At 37.1% G+C, this 23598-nt stretch carries 20 protein-coding genes and 1 other annotated feature; of the genes, 12 read left to right on the top strand and 8 right to left on the bottom strand.

The window, feature by feature from the left end:
• Positions 1–23: 23 nt before the first annotated feature.
• From LS41612_RS06060 to LS41612_RS06045, 4 genes are all read left to right on the top strand, one after another.
• A complete protein-coding gene (locus LS41612_RS06060) occupies positions 24–1067 on the top strand; it encodes a DctP family TRAP transporter solute-binding subunit (RefSeq protein ID WP_029747346.1) in 1044 nt (347 codons plus the stop codon).
• Between the two features lie 56 nt (positions 1068–1123).
• Positions 1124–2170 (top strand): DctP family TRAP transporter solute-binding subunit, encoded by a 1047-nt coding sequence (locus LS41612_RS06055; protein ID WP_024363728.1) that lies wholly within the window; start codon positions 1124–1126, stop codon positions 2168–2170.
• 153 nt (positions 2171–2323) lie between these two features.
• Positions 2324–2821 (top strand): TRAP transporter small permease, encoded by a 498-nt coding sequence (locus LS41612_RS06050; RefSeq protein WP_024363727.1) that lies wholly within the window; start codon positions 2324–2326, stop codon positions 2819–2821.
• Positions 2802–4070, top strand: coding sequence for a TRAP transporter large permease (locus LS41612_RS06045; RefSeq protein WP_024363726.1), 1269 nt, complete (start codon positions 2802–2804; stop codon positions 4068–4070). The genes LS41612_RS06050 and LS41612_RS06045 overlap by 20 nt, the downstream gene beginning before the upstream one ends.
• A 44-nt stretch (positions 4071–4114) precedes the next feature.
• Here the strand turns inward: LS41612_RS06045 and LS41612_RS06040 are convergent, their stop codons facing one another.
• The 4 genes from LS41612_RS06040 to LS41612_RS06025 form a co-directional block, all read right to left on the bottom strand.
• The gene (locus tag LS41612_RS06040; RefSeq protein ID WP_024363725.1) at positions 4115–5023 is read right to left on the bottom strand and encodes a DMT family transporter; all 909 of its coding nucleotides are present in this window, start codon (positions 5021–5023) and stop codon (positions 4115–4117) included.
• Between the two features lie 238 nt (positions 5024–5261).
• Complete coding sequence (locus tag LS41612_RS06035) at positions 5262–6473, bottom strand: amidohydrolase (RefSeq protein ID WP_024363724.1); 1212 nt, start codon at positions 6471–6473, stop codon at positions 5262–5264.
• Complete coding sequence (locus tag LS41612_RS06030) at positions 6470–7720, bottom strand: amidohydrolase family protein (RefSeq protein ID WP_024363723.1); 1251 nt, start codon at positions 7718–7720, stop codon at positions 6470–6472. Before LS41612_RS06030 ends, LS41612_RS06035 begins: the two co-directional genes overlap by 4 nt.
• A gap of 36 nt (positions 7721–7756) precedes the next feature.
• Complete coding sequence (locus LS41612_RS06025; protein ID WP_029747345.1) at positions 7757–9316, bottom strand: glutathione ABC transporter substrate-binding protein; 1560 nt, start codon at positions 9314–9316, stop codon at positions 7757–7759.
• 181 nt (positions 9317–9497) lie between these two features.
• On the opposite strand from LS41612_RS06025, the gene nikC reads away from it, so the two are divergent.
• Genes nikC through LS41612_RS05990 form a run of 7 tightly spaced genes read left to right on the top strand, consistent with a single transcriptional unit; the run spans position 9498 to position 16143 of the window.
• The gene (gene nikC / locus LS41612_RS06020; protein WP_024363721.1) at positions 9498–10400 is read left to right on the top strand and encodes a nickel transporter permease; all 903 of its coding nucleotides are present in this window, start codon (positions 9498–9500) and stop codon (positions 10398–10400) included.
• A 15-nt stretch (positions 10401–10415) separates the two neighbouring features.
• Positions 10416–11336: a nickel ABC transporter permease gene (nikB, locus tag LS41612_RS06015; protein ID WP_024363720.1), complete on the top strand. Its 921-nt coding sequence runs from the start codon at positions 10416–10418 to the stop codon at positions 11334–11336.
• Positions 11337–11348: 12 nt separating this feature from the next.
• Positions 11349–12362 (top strand): ABC transporter ATP-binding protein, encoded by a 1014-nt coding sequence (locus tag LS41612_RS06010; RefSeq protein WP_024363719.1) that lies wholly within the window; start codon positions 11349–11351, stop codon positions 12360–12362.
• A complete protein-coding gene (locus LS41612_RS06005) occupies positions 12359–13351 on the top strand; it encodes an ABC transporter ATP-binding protein (protein WP_024363718.1) in 993 nt (330 codons plus the stop codon). Before LS41612_RS06010 ends, LS41612_RS06005 begins: the two co-directional genes overlap by 4 nt.
• 36 nt (positions 13352–13387) lie before the next feature.
• Positions 13388–14155 carry a sensor histidine kinase gene (locus LS41612_RS06000; RefSeq protein WP_024363717.1) on the top strand — a complete coding sequence of 256 codons (768 nt, stop codon included), beginning with the start codon at positions 13388–13390 and terminating at the stop codon, positions 14153–14155.
• Positions 14156–14173: 18 nt separating this feature from the next.
• Positions 14174–14872, top strand: a complete 699-nt coding sequence (locus LS41612_RS05995) for a response regulator transcription factor (protein WP_024363716.1) — start codon at positions 14174–14176, stop codon at positions 14870–14872.
• A 5-nt stretch (positions 14873–14877) separates the two neighbouring features.
• The gene (locus LS41612_RS05990) at positions 14878–16143 is read left to right on the top strand and encodes a permease (protein ID WP_024363715.1); all 1266 of its coding nucleotides are present in this window, start codon (positions 14878–14880) and stop codon (positions 16141–16143) included.
• Positions 16144–16216: 73 nt separating this feature from the next.
• Here the strand turns inward: LS41612_RS05990 and LS41612_RS05985 are convergent, their stop codons facing one another.
• The 3 genes from LS41612_RS05985 to leuS form a co-directional block, all read right to left on the bottom strand.
• A complete protein-coding gene (locus tag LS41612_RS05985) occupies positions 16217–17155 on the bottom strand; it encodes a hypothetical protein (protein ID WP_024363714.1) in 939 nt (312 codons plus the stop codon).
• Positions 17142–17663 (bottom strand): sigma-70 family RNA polymerase sigma factor, encoded by a 522-nt coding sequence (locus LS41612_RS05980; protein WP_024363713.1) that lies wholly within the window; start codon positions 17661–17663, stop codon positions 17142–17144. The genes LS41612_RS05985 and LS41612_RS05980 overlap by 14 nt, the downstream gene beginning before the upstream one ends.
• Positions 17664–18181: 518 nt before the next feature.
• On the bottom strand, positions 18182–20596 hold the full coding sequence (gene leuS / locus LS41612_RS05975) for a leucine--tRNA ligase (protein WP_024363712.1): 2415 nt from the start codon (positions 20594–20596) through the stop codon (positions 18182–18184).
• Between the two features lie 92 nt (positions 20597–20688).
• Positions 20689–20907: a binding site (T-box leader), on the bottom strand.
• 250 nt (positions 20908–21157) lie between these two features.
• Here leuS and LS41612_RS05970 point away from each other — a divergent pair.
• Positions 21158–21742: a transposase gene (locus LS41612_RS05970; protein WP_080653364.1), complete on the top strand. Its 585-nt coding sequence runs from the start codon at positions 21158–21160 to the stop codon at positions 21740–21742.
• 51 nt (positions 21743–21793) lie between these two features.
• On the opposite strand, the gene LS41612_RS05965 is transcribed toward LS41612_RS05970, so the two are convergent.
• On the bottom strand, positions 21794–23533 hold the full coding sequence (locus LS41612_RS05965) for a SulP family inorganic anion transporter (protein ID WP_024363711.1): 1740 nt from the start codon (positions 23531–23533) through the stop codon (positions 21794–21796).
• Between the last annotated feature and the right edge of the window lie 65 nt (positions 23534–23598).

The raw sequence follows: 23598 nt of genomic DNA, 5'->3' as shown, positions 1-23598 counted from the left end.
CAATAGATTAGAGGTGAATTTATATGTGGCGCAATCGTATTCTCAAACAATTTGTGAGCGTTCTCATTTTACTGACAGTGCTGTTAGTTTCCTGTCAGCAACAAGACTACCCTACAGACAATGAGCAATTAAGTCATGAAGAACAAATTGTTATTCGCTTTTCACATGTAGTTGGTGAAAACACACCAAAGGGAATGGCGGCAGTAAAGTTTGCCGAGCTCATTAAACAACGAAGTAATGGTCATGTAGAAATTCAAGTCTTTCCAAATGGTGTTCTTTATAAAGACGGTGAAGAAATGAATGCGCTTTTACGTGGCGATATTCAAATGATTGCACCAGCCATTTCAAAAATTACTACACTCGTTCCCGAATGGTCAGTGATGGACTTACCCTATGCATTTAAAAATGCTGAGGAAGTACGTTCATACATTGATAGTGAAGTGGGTCAATCATTAATGAAGAAATTAAATGACCACAATCTGTTTTCAATGGGTGTTTGGGATAGTGGATTCAAACAATTGAGTAATAGTATCCGCCCTATCCAAGATGTCTCTGACTTAAAAGACTTACGCATGCGCATCATGCCAAGTGATATTTTAGCAGAACAATTTTTAAGTGTTGGTGCCTATCCAAAACGCATAGATTTCAACACGGTCTTCCATCAACTACAAAAAGGCAATGTAGATGGACAGGAAAATACTTTAACAAATATTACAAGTAAAAACCTCCATTCCTTACAAGACTACTTAACTATTAGTAATCATGGTTATTTAGGTTATTTGCTACTGATGAACAATGAGTTCTGGCAATCCTTACCGAAGGATGTTCAAACATTGCTTATTGAAACGCTTGCAGAAGTACAAGAATGGGAATGGCAACTGGCAGAAAATCTTACAGCAGAACGTTTGCAAGAAATGGAAGCTTGTAGTTGTATCAATATTCATTACTTTACAGATGAAGATGTTCAGCAATGGGAATCTGCATTTGACCCAGTGTATGAGTATTACGCAAATAACTATAACAAGAAATATATACTGGCACTGCCAAAAAACCAATCACGTCATTAACTTGGGTTTAAAGGGGATCCTTTTAACTATAATCAAAACTTTAAGGGGGATTTGACATGAAAAAATGGCTTCTTATGTCACTGATGGCTGTGCTTGTACTAGCATTAGCCGCGTGTGGTGGCGACAAAAAAGAAACAGCCTCTGCTCCAGCAGCTGAAGGAGATGGTGGTTATACAAAAGATAAACCGCTTGTTATTAAATTTTCTCACGTTACATCAATTGACAGTGTTAAAGGAAAAGCTGCCGATGCTTTTGCAAAATTAGTTGAGGAGAAAACTGACGGTAAAGTGAAAGTTGAAGTTTATCCTTCTTCTCAATTATATGGCGATAATGATGAACTGGATGCATTAGTATCTGGAAACGTACATATGATTGCTCCATCTGTTACAAAAATGGTGAAAATTGACCCTCGTTGGCAATACGTAGACATGCCTTACCTTTTTGAAAACGAAGAGCATGTTCGTAAATTCTTTGATTCTGACGTAGCAAAAACCATTCTTGAATCCGATCAATTAGCCGCAAATGATATTAAAGGTTTAGTATTCTGGGAAAACGGCTTTAAACATTTTTCAAATAACAAACACCCACTTGTAAATGTTGAAGATTTTAAAGGTTTAAAATTCCGTGCACAAGCAGGGAAAGTTCTTGAAGCACAATTTAAAGCTTTACATGCTGGCTCAGCGACGATTTCATTCGGTGAAACATACGCTGCTCTGCAACAAGGAACTGTAGATGGACAAGAAAATACGTTCAACAACTTCGATACTCAAAAATACCAAGAAGTTCAAAAGTACTTTTCTGTATCTGAACACGGTCGTCTTGACTACGCTATCTTTGTGAACAAACCTTTCTGGGATAAAATTCCTAGCGATTTATTAAAAGCGGTTGAAGATTCTTTAAATGAGGCTACAACGTTAGCTTGGGATTTAGCTGCTGAAGAAAACGCCAAATCGTATGAAAACATTAAGAACTCTGGCATTGAAGTGGTTGAATTAACAGCTGCTCAAAAAGAGGCTATCAAAGCTGAACTTGAGCCCGTTTACGAAGAGTTTGGCAAAGCGATTACTGAAGATTTAATTAATGGTATTCGTGATTTAAAATAAGCGCTTTAAATTGAGTGTCGATGACTTATCGACACTCACTCTTTTTCTTAAAGTAAATCGCTTACAATATTTCGAAAAATTGATAGACAGAATGCATTCTCATTTTACTTTAAATCGGAAAATACAATCATCATATTTTAAGGAGGCATCCGCATGAATATTTTACATAAACTATGGGGGTATCTAGAGGAAATCCTTGCTGGATTCTTTTTCGTAGCTGGTATTGCACTGATTTTCTACGGTGTAATGATGCGTTATATTTTTAATGAACCCCAAGCTTGGGTAGAAGAATTAGCACGTTACGCCATTATTTGGGGAACATTTCTTGGCTTTGGTTTAGCACTTCGTCACAATCAACACATCCAAGTAGATATTTTATACGATAAATTAAAACCATCCCAGAAACGAATTTTAGATTTAGTGGCAACATGCTTAAGCATCGTCTTTTGTTTCATTTATACGTACTATGGATTTATTTTAGTTGAAAACCGCTATACATCAGGTATGGTATCACTAGACATCGGCATTCCTATGTGGGTAGTCTACTTAGTACTGCCGATTTCAGGTGTGTTATTTTTACTACGATTTGTAGAAAGATTAGTCAATATTTTAAGAGGAAAGGACGAAGAATATGCTAATCCTCTTACTTAGTTTCTTTATTTTATTATTTTTACGTGTACCTGTCGCAGTCAGCTTAGCGCTTTCAACGATTTTAGTGTTCTTCCAAATTGATTTCAATATGAATATGATTCCACAGCGTATTTTCACAGCTCTCGATTCATTCCCGATGATGGCTATTCCGGGATTCGTTCTTGCAGGTGTACTTATGGCACGTGGGGGCATTTCTAAGTATTTAATAGAAGCATTACGCGCTTGGATTGGACATCTCCCTGGCGGTCTCGCAGTTGTAACCATTGTTGCCTGTGCGATATTCGCAGCCATTTCGGGTTCTTCCCCTGCTACGGCTGCTGCTATCGGTTCCATTATGATTCCTGCCATGATTTCAGCTGGCTATAAAAAGCGCTACTCTATGGGACTTGTAGCTGCTGGTGGTACACTCGGCATTTTAATTCCTCCAAGTGTTCCTTTAATCATTTATGGTATAACTTCCGAGCAATCTATCGGTGAATTATTTATGGCTGGGGTTATTCCAGGTCTTGCGTTAACTGGTATTTTAATCGTTGCTGCTATCTTCTATGCAAAACGCAATGGGTTTAATGGCGATGAGCCGGCATCTTGGGAAGTTCGCTGGCGGAAATCACTAAAAGCCATTTGGGGTGGCTTCTTACCATTTTTAATTTTAGGAACGATCTATTCTGGCGTTGTCACACCTACTGAATCGGCTGTGATTGCAGTATTCTACGGATTAGTCGTGTCACTATTTATCTATCGTGAAATGAAGTTAAAAGACTTCCGTGAAGTATTAGTTGAGTCTATTAATATTACTGCAATGATTTTCTTAATTATCGGTGCTGCGTCTTTATTCGGTTTATATTTAACGAACGCACAAGTTCCTCAACAAGTTGGTGCTTGGATTGCGGAAAGTGACTTGAACAAATGGATTTTCATGATTATCGTCAATATTTTATTCTTTATCATGGGGATGTTCTTAGAAGCAGTATCCATTATTCTCATAACGCTACCAATCTTGTTACCAATCCTTGTTCATTTTGATATCAACCTTATTCACTTTGCGATTATTATGACAATCAATATGGAGCTTGGTATGATTACACCTCCTGTAGGTCTAAATCTCTTTGTAGTAAGTGGTATTGCGAAGGAAAAACTCGGAGAAGTAGTCAAAGGAGTTATTCCATTTATTATTTTAATGATTGTGTTCTTAGCACTCGTTATCGTACTTCCACAATTATCACTTTGGCTACCAGAACAAATGAAATAACGTGCCTGAAATAACGTGCCAGGCACCGAAATTATTCTGAATATTCACATTCGTTTCGGTGCCTGCCACTTAAAAAGAGCTTTTATTTCTTTATAATAAATACAAAGGATAATTCCTAAAAGAATCAACAACGAACCATAAATTTGAATGCTTGTCGGAAGCTGATGTAAAACCATCGCACTTAAAATCATCGCAATAGCTGGTTCAAAATTTAATAATAGCGATGCATTTGTCGACCCTACTTCTTTCATTTTTCTATTCCACATTAAATTGCTAATTCCATGAATAATAATTGCTGAAACAATTAAAAGTAACCACATTGGAAAACCCACTTGGCTATTCTTTTGAGACAATACAGAAGTTCCAAACGGCAACAAAACAAGTAGACCAATTATATTTGTATAAAAGGTAATTACCTCAGCAGATATTCTGACACTTAGGTCATTGACTATTATGAGGAACAAGGCAAAACTTAACATTGTTATTAAGCTTAGTATTTCACCTTTACCAATCGAAATTCTTCCGTATGCTCCTTTGGTAATAATCATAGAAACCCCTACTAATGAGATAATAGCACCTACCCAAAATATGCCATTACGATATTCATTAAAGATGAGTTTATTAAGAAGTGACGTAACAATGGGTGCACAGGCTAAGATAAGCGCTGCTGTAATCGGCGTTGTATGCTGAAGGCTTGCATAAAAACTATAATGATTTATCGCAACACCTAAAATGCCAGCAGCAAATAATAATAAAATATCCTTTCGTGTAACTGATACATGTACAATGGATTGCCAACTAATACAAGTTAAAAAAAGAACTATAACTAAAAGCCTGTAAATGGCAATTGCTAGAGGGTCCCAATGATGAACGAGTATAGAGCCGATGATAAAATTACTAGCCCAAAAAAATACACAGCTAAATAAAATCATGTACGTTGTTAGTTGTTTCATTAGTAGCACCTTCTCACATAATTAAAAATGTCCGATAATAGCTTTTACAAGCATGTTCGAAAGCCCTCCTATAAAAATCCGCAGCCGCACTACAATAAAAAAACCGCTTTGCTTCCTTTTGCAAAGCATCTCTAACAAAATGCATTACGTAAGTATAGGAATGTCAGGCGGATTTTTGTTTAGATAAAGGGAGATCATTTCAAGATGAGAACGGCATTAAGTATGCCGTTCCCACAAATTAACGAATAAATTTTCCTTTAGACATGACCGTCCGATCTAGAGGTCTTCTTGCAATAACTTCGGCACTTGATACCGCATCAAAAAACACAAAGCTCGCTTCATCATTGATATTTGGCCAAACCTTCTGACCATTAGTATCTAACGGAGTAATACCATTAGTAATATATTTTAATGTTTGGCGAATAGAACGTTCATCTAACTTTCTAGAAACTTCTGCAAAAGTAGTCGCTTTTTCTAAAACATCCCCAGAACCATACGGACTCCAGGAATCATAAAATCCATCACAACCAAAATGAACATCAACCCCATGCTCTGCTAACAAATCAATTGGTGGCATCACACGATTAAGATTATAAGGCACTGTCGACATGATTTTCACTCGTTGTTCCGCTAGTCGAGTTGCTATAGCATGTTGTTCCATTACAGATACATCACCTAATGCAAATGCATGACTTATGGCTGTTCTCCCTTGATAACCGGCTTCTTCGACAATATCTAGCCATTTATCAATTGTATAGTAGCCCACATGCCCGCTATCATGTAAGTGAATATCTACATCGACATTAAACTCATTAGCAATATCCATCGTCTCATATAAAGAACGCTCTATAGTATTATCAATGCCCGCAGGATCAAGTCCCCCAATCATTGTAGCACCCTGGCGTAATGCCTCACGTAGTAACTGCGGTACATGCTCTCTTAGTAAACCATGCTGTGGAAACGCAATAACCTCTGCTGTCACAATATCTTTATAATCATCTAATGCGGCTAAAACACCTTCTAAATTTTTCAACCCAATGTATGGATCAATATTGACATGCGTGCGTATATGATTAGTGCCGTTACTTATAATTTTTTCAATCATAGCAACAGCTCGCTGTTTCCCTGTATTAGCTAAAATAGGTAGTTCTCTCGCTTCTTGCTCTAATCGATCTTTTAAATTTTTAGCTGGTATAACAGCCTTCCACGGTAATGATAAGTATGTTTTATCTAAATGATTGTGCATTTCTTTAAATGCGGGTAAAAGGAGCTTTCCCTTCATATCTGTCATAGGTTGCGTTGCATTAATTGCTTGTGTGGCTGGAATAATCTGCGAGATAACACCTTGCATAATTTCAAGATGAAAAAGCTCAACCTTTGTACCAACTGTATCATTTTCTTTTACGTACTCTCCTGTTTCAAGTAGAACATTTGTCAGCCATTGCTTCATCTGAATTCTCCTTTCAACTCTCCCACATCTTGCTGGTGAATAATGTTGCCTTGTGAAATAACAGTAGAGATTGGACATCTTCTAGCTACAACATGTGCTGTACTAACGCCATCTACTAACAACATATTGGCCATATCACCAACCTTCGGCCATACACGCTCACCCTCATCATTCAATGGTGTTATGCCGCCAGATGCATATTTCCATGCACGACTTAATGAATATTCATCCATAAAACGGAATCTTTCAGCCATCACATTTAATTTTGTAATCGTATTGCCCGTTCCATATGGGGACCAGTGATCCGTTAAACTATCGTGTCCCACAGAAACGTTGACCCCTTTTTCATATAAATATGGGATTGGTATCGTAGCGCGATGGATGGCAATTGGTACTGTTGTTGTCACATCCATTTGAACAGAAGCCATTGCTTGTACTAAATTTTCTAGTTGAGGCTGTGGTAAATCAGCTAGTGCCATCGCATGACTAATCGTCACTTGCCCTTCTTTTTTGGCTTGCTTTGTCAAATCAATTAACTTATAAAATTCAAATTCACCCAATGTATTGGCTGTATGAATATGAATATCGATACCAGTATGATAGTCTTGTGCTATTTGCATTGTTGTTTGGAGTGATTTATCAATATTTCGATCAACAATTGATGGATCAACACCACCCACTAACGTAGCCCCCATTGTCATTGCTTCACGCATTAACCCCTCTACATTGGAGCGAAGAAGGCCGTGCTGTGGAAAAGCAACTATATCGTAAGTAATTTGTTCCTTATATTTCTCTAATACTTGCTTTGTAATTTCTATATGTTTCGTGCCAATTTGCGGATCAACATTACAATGGGAGCGAATGTGTGTATGCCCTTGTGCTATTAGCCATTTTACCATCTCCTCAGCGCGATAAGCCGCTGTCGGCAATTGCTTCGGTAATAGAATTTGTTCTTCCTCAATGCGTGTTAGTATTCCTTTAGTAATTGGTCTTGGTGCTTGCCATTCACCACCAAAATACGTTTTATCGATATGAATATGCATTTCTCGGAAGGAAGGCACTAATAATTGATGTTGGGCATCCAGTACCTTCATATCATCAGTAACAGGTATATTTTTATCTAGTTGTTTTACATGTCCATTTTCTATTAGGACATCATAAATAGCTGTTCGAGTTGCGACAATATGCTCTTTTTCATGTTCAAAAGCTTCTTCTAATCTCACATTTTTTAGCAATAGTGTGTTCATCGTTTACTCTCCTCATTAGTATTTGGATGACTATCTTTATTGGACAATCTCTACACCACTAAGCATTGTATAATTTGATGCATCCAACCAAAAGCCCTTTACAGCATTACTATAAACCGCTAAATGCTCATAATTACGAACAGGAATATATACTGCCTCATCTAGCTCTAATTGCATCGCCTTTTTATAGATGTCATTGCGTTTAGATTGATCTGATTCAGAACGTCCTTCTTCAATTAACTGATCAATTTCAGGATTACTATAATAGAAATGATTGCCTGGTGCGCCCATGGAAGCTGTATGGAACAGATTGTATTGATTATAATCAGCGTCACCTGTTGCATTGCCCCAGCCACTAATGAACAATTGATGCTGTTCTTTTGTGATTTCTGAAATAAATGCACCGTATTCCATCACTTGAATTTCAACATCTAAGCCAATACCCTTTAATTGTGATTGCACAACTTCAGCCATATTAATGCGCTCTTTTCGATCACTTGTTAATAACTTCACTTTCGTCCCTTCTTTAATGCCAGCCTCTTTTAACAATTGTTTTGCCTTTACAACATCATAATCATAAGCCTTCGTTTCGCTTGAATAACCAATTACCTTTGGACTCATTGCTGAATTTGCAAGGGTGCCTACATTATTATAGATACCACTAATAATAGCTTCACGATCAACCGCATAGCTAATCGCTTGACGTACTTTGACATTTGATAGTAAGGAATCTTTCACATTAAAGCCAATAAACTCAACGGCAAGTCCCTCTGTTCGGAATAAATTCATTGTTGATGATTTTTCAATTCTGTCAATATCCGTCACTGGTACTTGATCGGCAATATGCGCTTCTCCGCTTTCAATCATCGCTAAACGTGTTGAATCTTCCGGTACGATTTTAAATGTCACGTTATCAATCTTTGGTACAGCACCCCAATATTCTTTATTCGTATTTAGTGTAATTGCTTGACCTGATTTCCATGATTCAAAAATAAATGGACCTGTCCCAACTGGATGTGTGGCAAGTTGATCTGCTGATTCACTTACAGCTTTCGGACTAATAATACTACTTTCTTGGCTCGCTAAAATTGATAGTAGCGGTGCATACGAATTTTTTAGTTTCAATGTCACAATATATGGATCATCCACTACGACTTCGCTAATCATAGATAACTTATCGCGTTGTGGTGAGCCTGTCGCTGGATCTAATATACGACTAAATGTCGCTTTTACAGCCTCTGCATTAAAGTCTTCACCATCGTGAAACTTGATGCCTTTATTTAATGTAAATGTCCAAGTTAGCTCGTCCTTTTGCTCCCATGATGCTGCTAGTAACGGAACAATTTTTCGATCTCTATCAAAGGCAACTAATGTTTCATAGACCTTACCATGAATAATATTTGCTGAAGGTATATCCGTTATAAAATGAGGATCAAGACTAGTAGCATCTGAAGCCCTTAAAACAATAAGCTCCCCTCCTACACTTTTGGCTCCTTCCTTTGCTCCTTCCGTACTATTGTTACTTGCAGTGGAACAAGCTTGCAATAGAACGACAGTCATTAGTGCTAACAATAAAAACATTTTCATTTTCCTCATAACTACTCCTCCTCGTTTGTTCGTTACTTACAATTCGAATTATAAAGAAATAAAATTTACTTGTTTTTTAAAATCTTTACTTGTTTTTTAAATTTTCTGACTAATCTTCCTTGAAATATTTACTTTCGATGCTCTTTTCAATAAATTGATAACACATCTATATAAAAAAGGAGTAATCATTATGGAGAAAGTAACGACTACAGTGAATCATGCAATCTTATTGGATGCCCGCAAAGCCTCTCGGAAAAAGAATAGAATTAATTTTCTTAACAAAATGGCAAAAAATAAAGCGGCAGTTGTAGGTGGCATCATTATTCTACTCTATTTCATTATGTTTCTTATTGGGCCAATTATTGCACCATATGATCCATTCGATGTGCAATTGGAACAAAAATTACAGGAACCAAGTTTAGCCCATTTAATGGGGACTGATGATAAAGGACGTGATATTTTTAGTCGAATTTTATATGGTGCACGCCTTTCAATTGGTGTTGGTTTTTCAGCCGTACTTTTTGGTGGAACGATTGGCACATTGTTAGGGCTTATTGCAGGCTATTACGGCAAATGGATTGACTCCATTATTAGCCGAATATTGGACATCATGTTAGCCTTCCCTGGTATATTACTAGCTTTGGCCATTGTCAGTGCATTAGGACCAAGTCTTATCAATGTCACAATTGCTGTTGGCTTTTTCTCAATCCCGATGTTCGCTCGTATTGTGCGCGGCTCCACAATGGAAGTAAAAAAATTGGAATACATTGATGCTGTCAGAACGCTTGGAGCAAGTGATGTCACAATTTTAGCAAAGCATGTTTTCCCTAATATTTTATCACCAATTATTGTACAAGCATCTATGCGTTTAGCTACAGCTATATTATCTGCTGCAGGTTTATCTTTTTTAGGTTTAGGTGCGCAGCCTCCATCTCCTGAATGGGGAGCCATGTTATCGAATGGTAGGGACTTTATTTTTACTGCTCCATATATGGCAATGTTTCCTGGCCTCATGATATCCATGCTTGTTCTGGGCTTTAACTTATTTGGTGATGGGTTACGCGATGCACTAGATCCAAGGATGAAAAATTAAAGGAGTGTGAACGAAATGACACTATTTATTTTAAAACGAATTGCACAAATTATCCCCGTTACATTAGGTGTCACCCTTGTTGTATTTTTAATTATGCAGATGATTCCTGGTGACCCTGCATTGATTTTAGCTGGTGAAGGTGCTTCCAATGAAACAGTTGAAGAGTTACGCGAAAATCTAGGTTTAAACAAACCTCTTTACGTTCAATACGGTGAATATATTAGCAATCTTTTACATGGGGATATGGGGCATTCTTTAAAAAATAAACAGCCCGTACTTGAGGAAATTACGACACGTTTACCGATTACAATCGAGCTTGCGTTATACAGTATTTTCATCACCATTGTGCTAGGCCTGATTGCCGGGATTATTTCAGCAATACGACCATACTCGATTTTAGATGCAGGCTTAATGGTTATTGCGCTCTTAGGTATTTCACTACCTAGTTTTTGGCTTGGTATTTTATTAATGTATGTTTTTTCCGTTCAGCTACAATGGCTACCTGTAGCAGGATGGGAAAGCGCACAACACATTATTTTACCTGCAATAACGCTTGGGGCTGGTGGAGCTGCTATTGTTGCTCGTATGACACGCTCCAGTATGCTTGAGGTTGTTAATCAAGATTACATTCGCACAGCAAAAGCAAAGGGCCTAAAAGGTTACGTGATTATTTTAAAACATGCATTACGCAATGCTTTAATCCCTGTTATTACTGTAGTAGGTTTACAGTTTGGTACTTTACTTGGTGGTACAGTATTAGTAGAATCCGTTTTTGCTGTCAACGGACTTGGGCGTATGATAGTTGATGCGATTCGTACACGGGATATACCCGTTGTACAAGGAGGTGTACTAGTAGCTTCTTTAATCTTCGTTATCATCAATCTTTTTGTGGATATTTTATATCGAATATTTAATAAACGCATCGATTTAAACTAGGGGGAATTAAACATGAAAGGACATACAGTGTTAGAAGTAAAAAATTTACAAACATATTTTTATTCCAGTGAAGGAGTCGCGAAGGCAGTAGATGGTGTGTCATTTATACTTCATAAAGGAGAAACGTTAGGAATTGTTGGTGAATCAGGCTGTGGAAAATCTATGACTTCTCTCTCCCTTTTGAAATTAGTGCCTACTCCACCAGGTAAAATTATTAATGGTGAAATACTGCTAAACAATACAGATTTACTGAAACTATCGGATGAAGAACTACGGAAAATAAGAGGCAATAAAATATCCATGATATTTCAAGAACCGATGACTAGTTTAAATCCCGTCTTAACCGTTGGAGAACAAATCGCCGAAACTATCCGCTTACATCAAGGCTTATCTCGCAAGGAAGCTTGGCAACAGGCAGTTGAAATGATTCGCCTCGTCGGCATACCCGCGCCAGAAAAAAGAGCAAAACAGGAGCCCTATCAATTAAGTGGTGGAATGCGGCAACGTATTATGATTGCCATGGCTTTAGCTTGTAAACCAGATGTATTAATTGCTGATGAACCCACAACAGCCCTAGACGTGACGATACAAGCACAGATTATCGATATCATTAGAAACTTACAACAACAATTAGGAATGAGCATTATTTTTATTACGCATGACCTTGGCGTAGTAGCTGAGATTTGCGATAAAATTGCGGTGATGTACGCTGGACAAGTAGTAGAAGAAGGTTCTACAGATAGTCTTTTTGAAAAGCCGCTCCATCCTTATACAAATGGCTTAATTCAATCATTACCAAAGCTCTACGAAGATCAAGAAGAACTATCAACAATCCATGGTACAGTACCGAGTCCCTATCATTACCCAATTGGCTGTCGTTATGCTGAACGATGTCCATTTGCAACCGAGCTCTGTCGCGAGCAACAACCAGAACTTATTATGGTCGAACAAGATAAGAAAGTAAGATGTTGGATGTATAGTGACGAGTGGCAAGGACAATCAGCGAAGGAGGAGATGATGGTATGACAATCAAAGACAACAGGCAGCCATTATTACAAGTAAGCGATTTAAAACAACATTTTTTCTTAAAAAAAGAAAAGCTCTTTGGTGCGCAGCAAGTTGTAAAAGCTGTAGATGGTGTTTCTTTTGAAATTATGCCAGGAGAAACGCTAAGCATCGTCGGTGAATCAGGCTGTGGGAAATCGACAACAGGTCGTGCTATTTTAAGGTTGGATGAACCGACATCTGGAGAGGTATTGTTGTTCGGAAAAAATTTAGTTGAAATGAATAAAAAAGAGCTTCGGGTGGCTAGAAAGGATATTCAAATTATTTTTCAGGACCCTTACGCTTCACTTAATCCGCGTAGAACGATTCGCAAAATGCTTTCTGAAGCTATGTCTATTCAAAAAATTGTACCACCTGCGCAACAGGAATCACGCATGCTAGAATTAATGGCACTTGTCGGATTACGTCCTGAATATCTCGAGCGCTATCCACACGAGTTTTCTGGTGGACAGCGACAGCGAATAGGTATAGCAAGAGCACTCGCCGTTAATCCAAAAATTATTATTTGCGATGAATCGGTTTCTGCATTAGACGTTTCCATTCAAGCTCAAATATTAAACTTATTAAAAAAGCTGCAACGCGAGTTGGATTTAACATTTTTATTTATCTCTCACGATTTAAGTGTTGTTCGACACATCTCTGATCGTGTCATGGTGATGTATCTCGGAAAAGTAGTCGAAATCGCGGACAAGAAGTCCCTATTCTCTCAACCGCTCCATCCCTATACAAAAGCATTATTGTCATCTATACCAATTATCGATAAGCAACACCGTAAGGAACGTATTATTTTAAAAGGTGATATTCCATCACCGCTAAATCCACCTACTGGCTGTAGTTTCCACACGCGCTGTCCGTTTGCAACTGATAAGTGTAGAGTTGAAGTACCAGCATTACGGGAAATAAAAACAACTCAAAAGGTAGCTTGCCATTTTGCAGAAAATTTAGTTTAATGTAACTTAAACAAAACAGGAGAGATTATTTTCATTATGTTACAACTAGAAACTTTCAATATCTATATTCTCCTATGTGTAATTGCTCCAATTATTGGAGCTTTTCTGCTTACATTCATATTTATTTTTGAAAAGCAGATTGATAGCCTTGAAGAAGAAAAAAGACATTTGGAGTTAGAACAAGATTTACAGCGTGCAAATATACTCCAACTCAATCAACAAATACAGCCGCATTTCTTTTTTAATGCTTTAAATTCTTTGCTAAGTCTAGCCCGTATTAATCGTAAGGAAGATTTAGTTGCGGGCATTGAGGCATTAGCAACATTTTTTAAATTTAAATACAATAATCACGAGGTTTTAATTGCCTTAAAGAACGAGATGCAATTTGTTGAGAGTTATTTAAATATTCAGCAACTACGTTTCGGACATCGTTTAACGATACACAAATATATAGACCAAGAAGCTCTTTCTGTAAAAATTCCTCCGTTTATTTTTCAAACGATTATTGAAAATGCCTTTAAACATGGATTTGAGAAGCATGCAGGACCTGCGGAGCTGTCCATTTATATAAAAAAATTAGATAGCGTTTTACAGATTGAAATTAAAAATACACAATCCAGCGATACAGCACGCAAACAAATAGAAGATGAATTGCAGCAAGGTTATGGCCTTGAAAATGTACAAAAACGTCTTGAACTGATTTATGGGCTTGAAAATATTATATTTTCAACTATTAGTGAGGAGCAGCTTTATACCGTTACTATTCATGTTCCTGCGTATGCTTTAGATGTAAATCCAAGCTAAAAGAAAGGATGAAGCAACATGAATATATTAATCACCGATGACGAGCCTTTAGAGCTTGAACAAATGATTTATTTATTAAAGCCCCATTTTCCAAATTGGAAATTTCACACTGCTCTCGATGCTTCTCAAGCATTACAATTAGCCAAAAAGCATCGCATAACAATCGCCTTTTTAGACATTCAAATGCCTGGAAAAGATGGCATTACGTTAAGCAAGGAATTAAAAGAACTTTATGAATTAGATATTATTATGGTGACTGCATTTCAAACCTTTGAATATGCACAAAAAGCTTTGCGCATCGGGGTGACAGATTATTTAACGAAGCCTGTTATTGCTAGTGAATTAAACGATATCGTTGAAAAATATAAAGCATGGAGTTCCAACCATGATGCGATACAAAGTGCACTTTCATTTATTCATGAAAATTATCATGAAAAACTTACGCTCAATATCATTGCTGAAAAAATACATTTAAATCCAAGTTATTTAAGCCGTAAATTTTTAGAAGAACAATCGATTGGCATTAACGAGTATATTAATAATTATCGCTTAGAGATGGCGATTAAAAAGATGAATGAAAACATGGAGGCAAGTATGTCCACAATTGCAGAAAGCTGTGGTTTTAATAGCCAGCATTATTTTAGTGTCGCTTTTAAGAAAAAATATAATCAGTCGCCACGTCAATATAAAGTATCACAAATGTATAAAGGATCGTAAAACCTATGTATTTTAACAAACGTTCACTTCTTGTACCGCTTGCCAGTTTAAGTACAACAGCCGGCGTCATCATACTACTAGCAAGATGGATTAGTGGCAATTTTTTATTATCTTCTCCATCAGCACTTATTTCTTATGGTTTTATGGCTGGTATTTGTTATACGGTAGCAATAGCCCTATCGTTTATCATTATTGGATTCTTTTTAAATAGAAATGGCTATTCACAAAGCCAACATAAACAAAGCTTTTTAATAATGAAAATGCAAGAAAAATTAAATGGCATGAATTTAAAAGTAGTACAGTTATTTTACTTATTAACTGGTATTGAAATTTGGTTAATTCAATTAATAAGTATTAGTGTATTATCCACTATTATGTTAAATATACCAGTCCCCATTACAATAGCTATATTTCTAATCGGTATGTTAGTATTGGATAGATTTATATCTTTAAAAGGGATATTATGGTTAGATGCACTATTTATCATGATGCTATTTTCTCTACTCATTTTTATTCCTATTTTTTATTTTGTGCAAAATGGCGCTAGCACTGTTTATGAAGGAATTCGTTTATACCATCCTTATTTATTTTATTTTAAAAACAGCGAAATTCTATTGTTCTATATTGTGATTCAATTAGCTATTTTAGGGCAAGTGTTAGTGGATAAATCTACATGGTATTTGATTGCCTTTGTAAAACCGAAAAAAGTACGCCGTAGCTTATTTTCATCAGGTGTGATTTTAGCCTTATTAACGTTATCGTTTACAGCCATTCTAATGATTGCGCTATATAGTGGTTCTTACGGGGAATTCCAAATTTTATTACTTACTTTTTTGTATGAAGTACAGCCAGGTTTTCTTACATTCGCTTTTCTTATGATTACACTTTTTGCAATTATAACTACATTGCTAGTAGAGATGCGCGCAACAAAACGCTTTTTTTCTACAAGAAAACCTTATTATTACTATTTAATCGGCTTAATGGTGCTTTTATTCAGTCTATTTGTATCAATCAACATAACAATTTTAGGTGTGATTTATACTTTCGCCTTTATCCATATTACAATGTTACCTTTTATGATCATTCTTTTATTTGTAAACCGAACTATTCATAAGCTTAGTTGGTTAGCAATATTGCTCTCTATTGCGATTGGTATTGGTGTTGGCGTACAGTTTAATCTTTTAAATGGTTTAGCCGTTAGCTTTACAGTATCAAGCATCTTTCAATTATCGCTTCAGCAGGCAAATCGTATACCCATAGTAGACGATTAGCACCAACACTTTTCTATCAAACTTTACATTTACAAAAAAGATGTTTCGCAAGTTAGGCGAAACATCCTTTTACTTATTGAATCCAAATAAGGAAAGCGATAAATATAATAGATGTGTAAGTTGTAGTTGTTAATGCTACGTAATGTCTTTTTTCATGTCTGCCAAAATAATATTCGATTGCTAAATTAGGTAACAATATAACTAAAATGAGCACAAAGTCAGCAGCAATAAATATAATCCATGATTTTAAGTTAAATATACATAGCACAATCACATTGATAAACTTATTAAGATATACGACTTTCTTATGATTGTCACTTACATACTTCGGCTCTTTTGGAATATGGAATTTCCAGCGAACGGCTCTCTCCGCTACCCAAGCCCCTAGCCAAATGAAACCAATCCATACGAGAAAGACCAAAAAGTTAAAGTCCAATTTCTTAAAATTAAAGTCTGTAAATGCGGATATAGCCTCCCCATCATTGACCTCATAAAATTTATTGGTTTTTAGATCGAGAAAGGCAAATTTGTCATCACTTTTAAACATCTGGAGCTTTACCACTTGCCCATTACTAAATTCTATCCATAAATTATTAATTAAGTAATACTCCTCTGATTTTTGTCTTACCACTGCCTTTTGAAGCATGTTCTTAAACAGCTTTGTCTCAGTCCCTTTTGCGTACTCTTGTTGTCCTATTACCCAACCTGTTCTCCCCGCTTTAAATGAATCTTCATACCAATTTTGTGCAATTGACAATTGCTGTATTTCTTCATTTTGCGCTAGTTCAACAATTGAGGCATGCTGTACATATTCCGTTTGCTGCCATGGCCCACTCGCAATCAAAAAAAGTAGTGTCACCATTATCCCTACAATTATTGCTGGATATTGCCATTTGCTAATTTGTTTGTACTGTTGTTGTGCGGCTTGGTGCACAATGCGCTCCTTTAATCCTTTTGTAAAACGTGGTGTTTCGCCTATTTCCTCATTCAGCTTCTTTTTAAAAGATGTCATCGCCTAGCACCTCCCAATCGCTTCGTTCGAGTTTGTTTTGTAACAGTTGTCTCGCTCTACGCAACCTCGTTTTCACTGTATTTTCTGTACTACCTAGTACATCTGCAATTTCACGTACTTTTAATTCCTGATAATAATAAAGAATCAATACTTCCCGATAAGTAATAGGTAACTCAAATAATGCCGCTTGCAATGTAACTCGTTCCGCCGCTTTAATGACATCGCTTTCTGGCGTTCTTTTACTAATACCAAAATGAAATTTGCTAAGTAATTGATGACGTTTATTTTTCCAGCTTCTTAAATAATCATGACTTTTATGTACTGTAATTTTTACTAAATAAGTTTTAAGCGAAGCTCTTTGTTCAAAGCGATGCTGTTGCAAATAGTAGGCGAGAAATACATCTTGTACGATTTCTTCTGCAATCGACCAATCTCGTACATATAAATAGGCCACACGAAGGCAATACTCGCCGTGCTCTTCCATAATGGCTGTTAAATGCTCACTCACTTGAGCCCCTCCTTTATCCATTCATCCTATAGTCGTAAAATTTTTAAAGTTGGTTTCACTTTAACAAAAAAAGTGCCCCCGCTTCGGACACTTTTTTTCGTAGCATCGTTTTAAAACTTTAGAATCGACCTTATTTTTTACATTTTAATTTGCTTAGAGCTGTTTTCTATTTCGTCCATAACTAACGTTAACTCCTAAACATTTGCCTTTTAGGTTACATGCTTGTGCCATATTTTTCGCTCGATATGATTTTATCTGTTGGCGTTGATGCTTTTACTTTATAATTGTGCTACTTTCGATGTAGCATCTACCATACGTTTGAATTCCTGCCACTATTTCTTCCATTACGTGTCGACCTCTTCATTGTTAGCAAGATACTGTTTGCTTCCTTTCCGCTCAATCCCTGTATACGTGGCTCGTTTATCGCAATGCATGTAATGTTCCTATTCCCAACGACATTTATAAAAAAAAGCCGTGAAGTACGCTTCTTACAACGTATTTCACGGCTTCTTGTTTAATTATTTAACAACAATATTAACAAGCTTTCCTGGGATAACAATAATTTTTACCAAGTTTTTGCCCGCCATATATTCTTGTACTTTTTCATCGGCTAATGCTACTTTTTCAATTTCTTCTTTTGAAGCATCTTTTGCTACGATAATTTTCGCACGTACTTTACCTGCCACTTGAACAGCAACTTCCACTTCATCGTCCACAAGCTTAGACTCATCATACGCTGGCCATTCTTCATAAGATAATGTATTTTCATGACCTAATAGTTGCCATAGCTCTTCAGCAATATGCGGAGCGATTGGTGCTAGTATTTTCACAAATCCTTCAGCATAGGCTGTTGGAAGTACTTCTGCTTTGTAGCAGTCATTAATAAAGACCATCATTTGTGAAATAGCAGTATTGAAGCGAATCCCTTCGTAGTCTTCTGTCACTTTTTTCACTGTTTGGTGATATGACTTTTCTAAAAACTTATCGTCTGAAGTTTGCACTTTCGCTGATAGCGTACCTTCTTCGTTGACAAACAAACGCCAGATGCGGTCTAAGAAACGACGAGCACCGTCTAAACCATTAGTAGACCATGCAACTGAAGCCTCTAATGGACCCATGAACATTTCATAAAGTCGTAGTGTATCTGCACCGTGTGACTCTATGATTTCATCAGGGTTCACGACATTGCCTTTTGATTTAGACATTTTTTCATTACCTTCACCAAGAATCATACCTTGGTTAAATAATTTTTGGAATGGCTCTTTCGTGTGCACTACCCCTAAATCGTATAGAACTTTATGCCAGAAGCGCGCGTATAGTAAATGCAATACTGCATGCTCTGCTCCACCAATATAAATATCAACCGGTAACCAACGTTTTAGTAACTCTGGATCAGCAATCGCTTCTTTGTTGTTAGGGTCAATATATCGTAGGAAGTACCAGCTAGAGCCTGCCCATTGTGGCATTGTATTGGTTTCACGACGACCTTTTTTGCCTGTTTCAGGATCTACAACATTTACCCAATCCGTAATATTCGCTAATGGTGATTCCCCTGTTCCAGATGGACGAATATTATCTGTTTTTGGAAGCATTAATGGTAACTCCGCTTCTGGAACTGGAGTTGTTGTACCATCTTCCCAATGGATCATTGGGATTGGCTCACCCCAATAACGTTGACGAGAGAATAGCCAGTCACGAAGACGATAAGATACCTTTTTCTCCCCTACACCTTTTTCCTCTAGCCATTCAATCGCCTTTGCAATACCATCTGCTTTATTTAAACCATCAAGGAAATCAGAGTTAATGTGCAGACCGTCACCTGTAAATGCTTCTTTGTCGATATCTCCACCTTCAAGTACAGCAACGATGTCTAAACCAAACTCTTTTGCAAATTCATAATCACGTTCGTCATGTGCAGGAACAGCCATAATCGCACCAGTTCCGTAAGTCGCTAACACATAATCAGCAATCCAAATTGGTACTTTTTTGCCGTTAATCGGATTTACTGCATAAGCGCCTGTAAATACACCTGTTTTTTCTTTGGCTAAATCTGTACGCTCTAAGTCTGATTTCATTTTTACTTTTTCAAGATATGCATTGACAGCAGCTTGTTGTTCAGCTGTTGTAATTTCAGCCACTAGTTTATGCTCTGGTGCAAGCACTGTATATGTTGCACCGAATAGCGTATCAGGGCGTGTTGTAAATACCGTAAAGTTTTTGTCCGACCCTTCGATGCTAAATGTTACTTCTGCACCTTCCGAACGACCAATCCAGTTACGTTGCATGTCTTTAATGGATTCTGGCCAATCTACTTCTTCTAAATCGTCGATTAAACGATCCGCATAAGCTGTAATTTTAAGTATCCATTGTTTCATTGGACGACGTTCTACTGGATGTCCGCCACGTTCAGACTTCCCATCGATAACTTCTTCATTCGCAAGCACTGTACCTAGAGCTGGGCACCAGTTTACCGCCACTTCATCTACATAAGCTAAGCCCTTTTTATATAATTGAATGAAAATCCATTGTGTCCATTTGTAGTATTCTGGATCTGTAGTGTTAATTTCACGATCCCAGTCATAACTAAAGCCTAACTCTTGAATTTGACGTTTAAATGTCGCAATATTTTTTGCTGTAAATTCTGCTGGGTCATTCCCAGTATCAAGTGCATATTGCTCGGCAGGTAATCCAAATGCATCCCATCCCATCGGATGTAGAACATTAAAGCCTTGCATACGTTTAAAACGTGAAAGGATATCTGTCGCTGTATAACCTTCTGGATGTCCTACGTGAAGTCCCGAACCTGATGGGTAAGGGAACATATCAAGCGCATAAAATTTCGGTTTATCCATTTCATTTTCTGTTTTGAATGTTTTGTTGACATCCCAATACTGTTGCCACTTTTTTTCAATTTGTTGATGATTAAAGCTCATTATTTTTCCTCCTTATAGTATGTGCAGTACCACTTATCGTAAGAATTGACAAAATATTTAAAAAATAAAAAAACTCGCCCCTTTCTTTGTTAGAAAGGGACGAGAGTATTCTTAACTCCCGCGGTACCACCCAAATTAGTGATTACACTCGGCTCAAGCTTCCTTAACGCGGAAATAACGGCAAACGTAAAATTTCATATTACGTATGCAGACTCAGCAGGCGAGTTCGATTTGCATCCTTACTAGCTTCCACCAACCGCTAGCTCTCTAAAAAGAACCACAAATTTACTATTCCTCATCAATGTCTTTACATGTATTGCATTTATTCTAATGGAAAGTCCTGAAAAGCACAAGCATCTTTTTATGGTGCCTGGCACGCACACAATTTCCACACAATTATCAAAAAATTTTTTCTATGATTATTTTCACCAACAATTTTTCATTTCAACCTTCTATGCACATGAAAAATAAAAATAGTCATTACTTTCGTAACTCCCGTTTAATTGACGTTCTTTACATGCTTTTTTATGCTAAAGAAAAAAGTAAAGGAGGCAATAGCGTGTGCCAAGAAAAAAACGGCTTTGGTCCCCAGATCATTATCATCATGTAGTAGTACGCGGTAACAATCGTCAAACTATTTTTCACAATGTAGCAGATTATGAAGCTTTCTTTCGTGTATTACAATATGCTTATCACAAATATTCGTTTACGATTGTTGCTTATTGCGTTATGTCTAACCACTATCACCTGCTGATTCGTTCACCCAAAGTGCCACTAGGCAAAGTGATGGCCAATGTTAATTGGCGTTACAGCAATTACTTTAAAAAGAAGTACAACTATTGCGGTCATCTATATGAGAGTCGATATTTTGCAGACCTTGTTCCCTCACAACTCGACATGCTTAGTGTTAGTCGCTATATTCACCGCAATCCTATCTCAACGTCTCCCCCTATGGTTGACAAAATGGAGGACTATCCTTATAGCTCGTATTATCTCTACAAGCATCCTATATCTTCAAACTTCCCCTTCTTTGATACAAGTATTCTCAATAGCTTTTTTCTTCAAACATCACAACGCCACTCACTATCTTACTGCCAATATTGCGAAGAACATGAAAGCAAATCATGTAATGTAGCACCCCAATAGGAAAGCTCCACACGACAATCCATCGTGTGGAGCTTTCCTGTTCAATCGTCATCAATTGTCAGAATCTTTTCCGTGCCTGTCACTCGAAAAGTCAGCACATTCATGGAAAGCGAAATGTTTACAACCAAGGCATTTATTCATATCTAAATGTGTCAATGCTCTATTTATAGCTTCTCCTGTATGTTCAAAAAAATGATCTTGTCCAATTTGAGCATATAATCCATTACGCATAAGCGCTAGTTTTAAGTCCTCTTGTATGCCCGTGACGAAGACCTTGCCACCATGCTTTGTAAAGTTCTCCACGATATTGCTAAAATAAGACTCACCTGTGGAGTCCATAAATGGCACTTTTCCCATACGTAAAATCAGAACGCTCGGTTGTTCTTGCATAGAATGCAGTAATGTCTCTTCAAACGTTTGCGCTGCACCAAAAAACAGTGGACCCTCAATCGTATAAATACTAATTTGTGGACAGTCATGCTTTTGATTGACAACATAAGGTTGTACCTTTCCATTCTTTTTTGTATGGTCAGGTAATACTTTATCTATAACTAACTTCTCACTCATTCGTTTAGCAAACAACACAACGGCTAAGCCAAGACCTACTTCAACAGCAATCGTTAGGCTAGCGAAAACGGTAAGCAAAAAAGTAATAATTAATACAAGTGAATCTCCAGATTTCGCTTTTACAATATGAGCAAAATGTTTTTGTTCACTCATATTCCACGCAACGACCATTAGTACTGGTGCCATACTTGCTAACGGAATATGCGAAGCAAAGGGCGCTAATAACAATAATGTGACTAATACAAACACACCATGAATAATACCTGACATTGGTGATGCAGCACCCGTTTTAATATTGGTTGCCGTACGTGCAATCGCCCCTGTAGCAGGAATCCCGCCAAATAATGGTGTAATAATATTCGCTATGCCCTGTCCTACAAGCTCACGATTACTATTATGTTTCGTATTGGTCATACCGTCAGCAACAACTGCTGATAAGAGCGACTCAATCCCGCCCAAAATGGCAATTACAAAGGCAGGTCCAATCAATAATTGTAATCGTTCCAAGGTGATTTCTGGTATTGAAAACTTCGGTAACGTATTAGGAATTTGACCGTAAGCCGTAGCAATTGTTGCAACCTGTCCTGAAAAAAAGAAGGTAGCAACAAGTGTAGAAACAACAATGCCTACTAATGCGCCAGGTACTTTTGGAAAAAATTTAGGTGTTAAAAGGATAATTACAAGACAAATAACCGCTATGAAAATACTATAATAATTAATTGTTCCTATATGCACGAACAACTCTTTCATATTTGCGATAAAATATTCATGACGTGTAATATTTGTTAAACCTAAAAAATTAGCTATTTGCCCAGTAAAAATGATAACCGCAATACCCGCAGTAAAGCCTATCGTTACAGGACGTGGTATAAATTTTATAAGAGTACCTAGCTTGAAAAGGCCCATTAAACATAGCAGCACTCCCGCCATTAACCCCGCAATTAATAAATTTTCATAGCCATATGATAAGACAATGCCTAAAAGAATTGGCACAAAAGCACCTGTTGGTCCACCGATTTGGAATTTTGAACCTCCAAATAGTGAAATAAGTATGCCCGCAATACACGCTGTATAGATCCCATATTCTGGTTTTACACCGGAAGCAATGGCAAAAGACATCGCTAGTGGAATTGCAACAATCCCAACAATTATGCCAGATAATAAGTCCTTTTTAAAATGATCAACTGAATACCCTTCATACCGACCTGTAAACAGTGATTTCATACAATAATCTTCCCTTCGAAATAATTAAGTTTTTCGAATCCAGTTCAGTAAGGGGTGGTATATGT

The sequence above is a fragment of the Lysinibacillus sphaericus genome (assembly GCF_002982115.1).
GTDB lineage: Bacteria > Bacillota > Bacilli > Bacillales_A > Planococcaceae > Lysinibacillus > Lysinibacillus sphaericus.
Note: the sequence above shows the minus strand (reverse complement) of the source record. Positions and strands in the feature narration are given on the sequence as shown.

Coding starts and splice junctions, on each gene's coding strand:
- LS41612_RS06025 (WP_029747345.1), bottom strand. CDS start 9,316: ATGAGGAAAATGAAAATGTTTTTATTGTTAGCACTAATGACTGTCGTT.
- nikC (WP_024363721.1), top strand. CDS start 9,498: ATGGAGAAAGTAACGACTACAGTGAATCATGCAATCTTATTGGATGCC.
- LS41612_RS06005 (WP_024363718.1), top strand. CDS start 12,359: ATGACAATCAAAGACAACAGGCAGCCATTATTACAAGTAAGCGATTTA.
- LS41612_RS06040 (WP_024363725.1), bottom strand. CDS start 5,023: ATGAAACAACTAACAACGTACATGATTTTATTTAGCTGTGTATTTTTT.
- LS41612_RS05990 (WP_024363715.1), top strand. CDS start 14,878: ATGTATTTTAACAAACGTTCACTTCTTGTACCGCTTGCCAGTTTAAGT.
- LS41612_RS06010 (WP_024363719.1), top strand. CDS start 11,349: ATGAAAGGACATACAGTGTTAGAAGTAAAAAATTTACAAACATATTTT.
- LS41612_RS06060 (WP_029747346.1), top strand. CDS start 24: ATGTGGCGCAATCGTATTCTCAAACAATTTGTGAGCGTTCTCATTTTA.
- LS41612_RS06000 (WP_024363717.1), top strand. CDS start 13,388: ATGTTACAACTAGAAACTTTCAATATCTATATTCTCCTATGTGTAATT.
- leuS (WP_024363712.1), bottom strand. CDS start 20,596: ATGAGCTTTAATCATCAACAAATTGAAAAAAAGTGGCAACAGTATTGG.
- LS41612_RS06030 (WP_024363723.1), bottom strand. CDS start 7,720: ATGAACACACTATTGCTAAAAAATGTGAGATTAGAAGAAGCTTTTGAA.
- LS41612_RS06035 (WP_024363724.1), bottom strand. CDS start 6,473: ATGAAGCAATGGCTGACAAATGTTCTACTTGAAACAGGAGAGTACGTA.
- LS41612_RS05995 (WP_024363716.1), top strand. CDS start 14,174: ATGAATATATTAATCACCGATGACGAGCCTTTAGAGCTTGAACAAATG.
- LS41612_RS06055 (WP_024363728.1), top strand. CDS start 1,124: ATGAAAAAATGGCTTCTTATGTCACTGATGGCTGTGCTTGTACTAGCA.
- LS41612_RS05985 (WP_024363714.1), bottom strand. CDS start 17,155: ATGACATCTTTTAAAAAGAAGCTGAATGAGGAAATAGGCGAAACACCA.
- LS41612_RS06045 (WP_024363726.1), top strand. CDS start 2,802: ATGCTAATCCTCTTACTTAGTTTCTTTATTTTATTATTTTTACGTGTA.
- nikB (WP_024363720.1), top strand. CDS start 10,416: ATGACACTATTTATTTTAAAACGAATTGCACAAATTATCCCCGTTACA.
- LS41612_RS05965 (WP_024363711.1), bottom strand. CDS start 23,533: ATGAAATCACTGTTTACAGGTCGGTATGAAGGGTATTCAGTTGATCAT.
- LS41612_RS06050 (WP_024363727.1), top strand. CDS start 2,324: ATGAATATTTTACATAAACTATGGGGGTATCTAGAGGAAATCCTTGCT.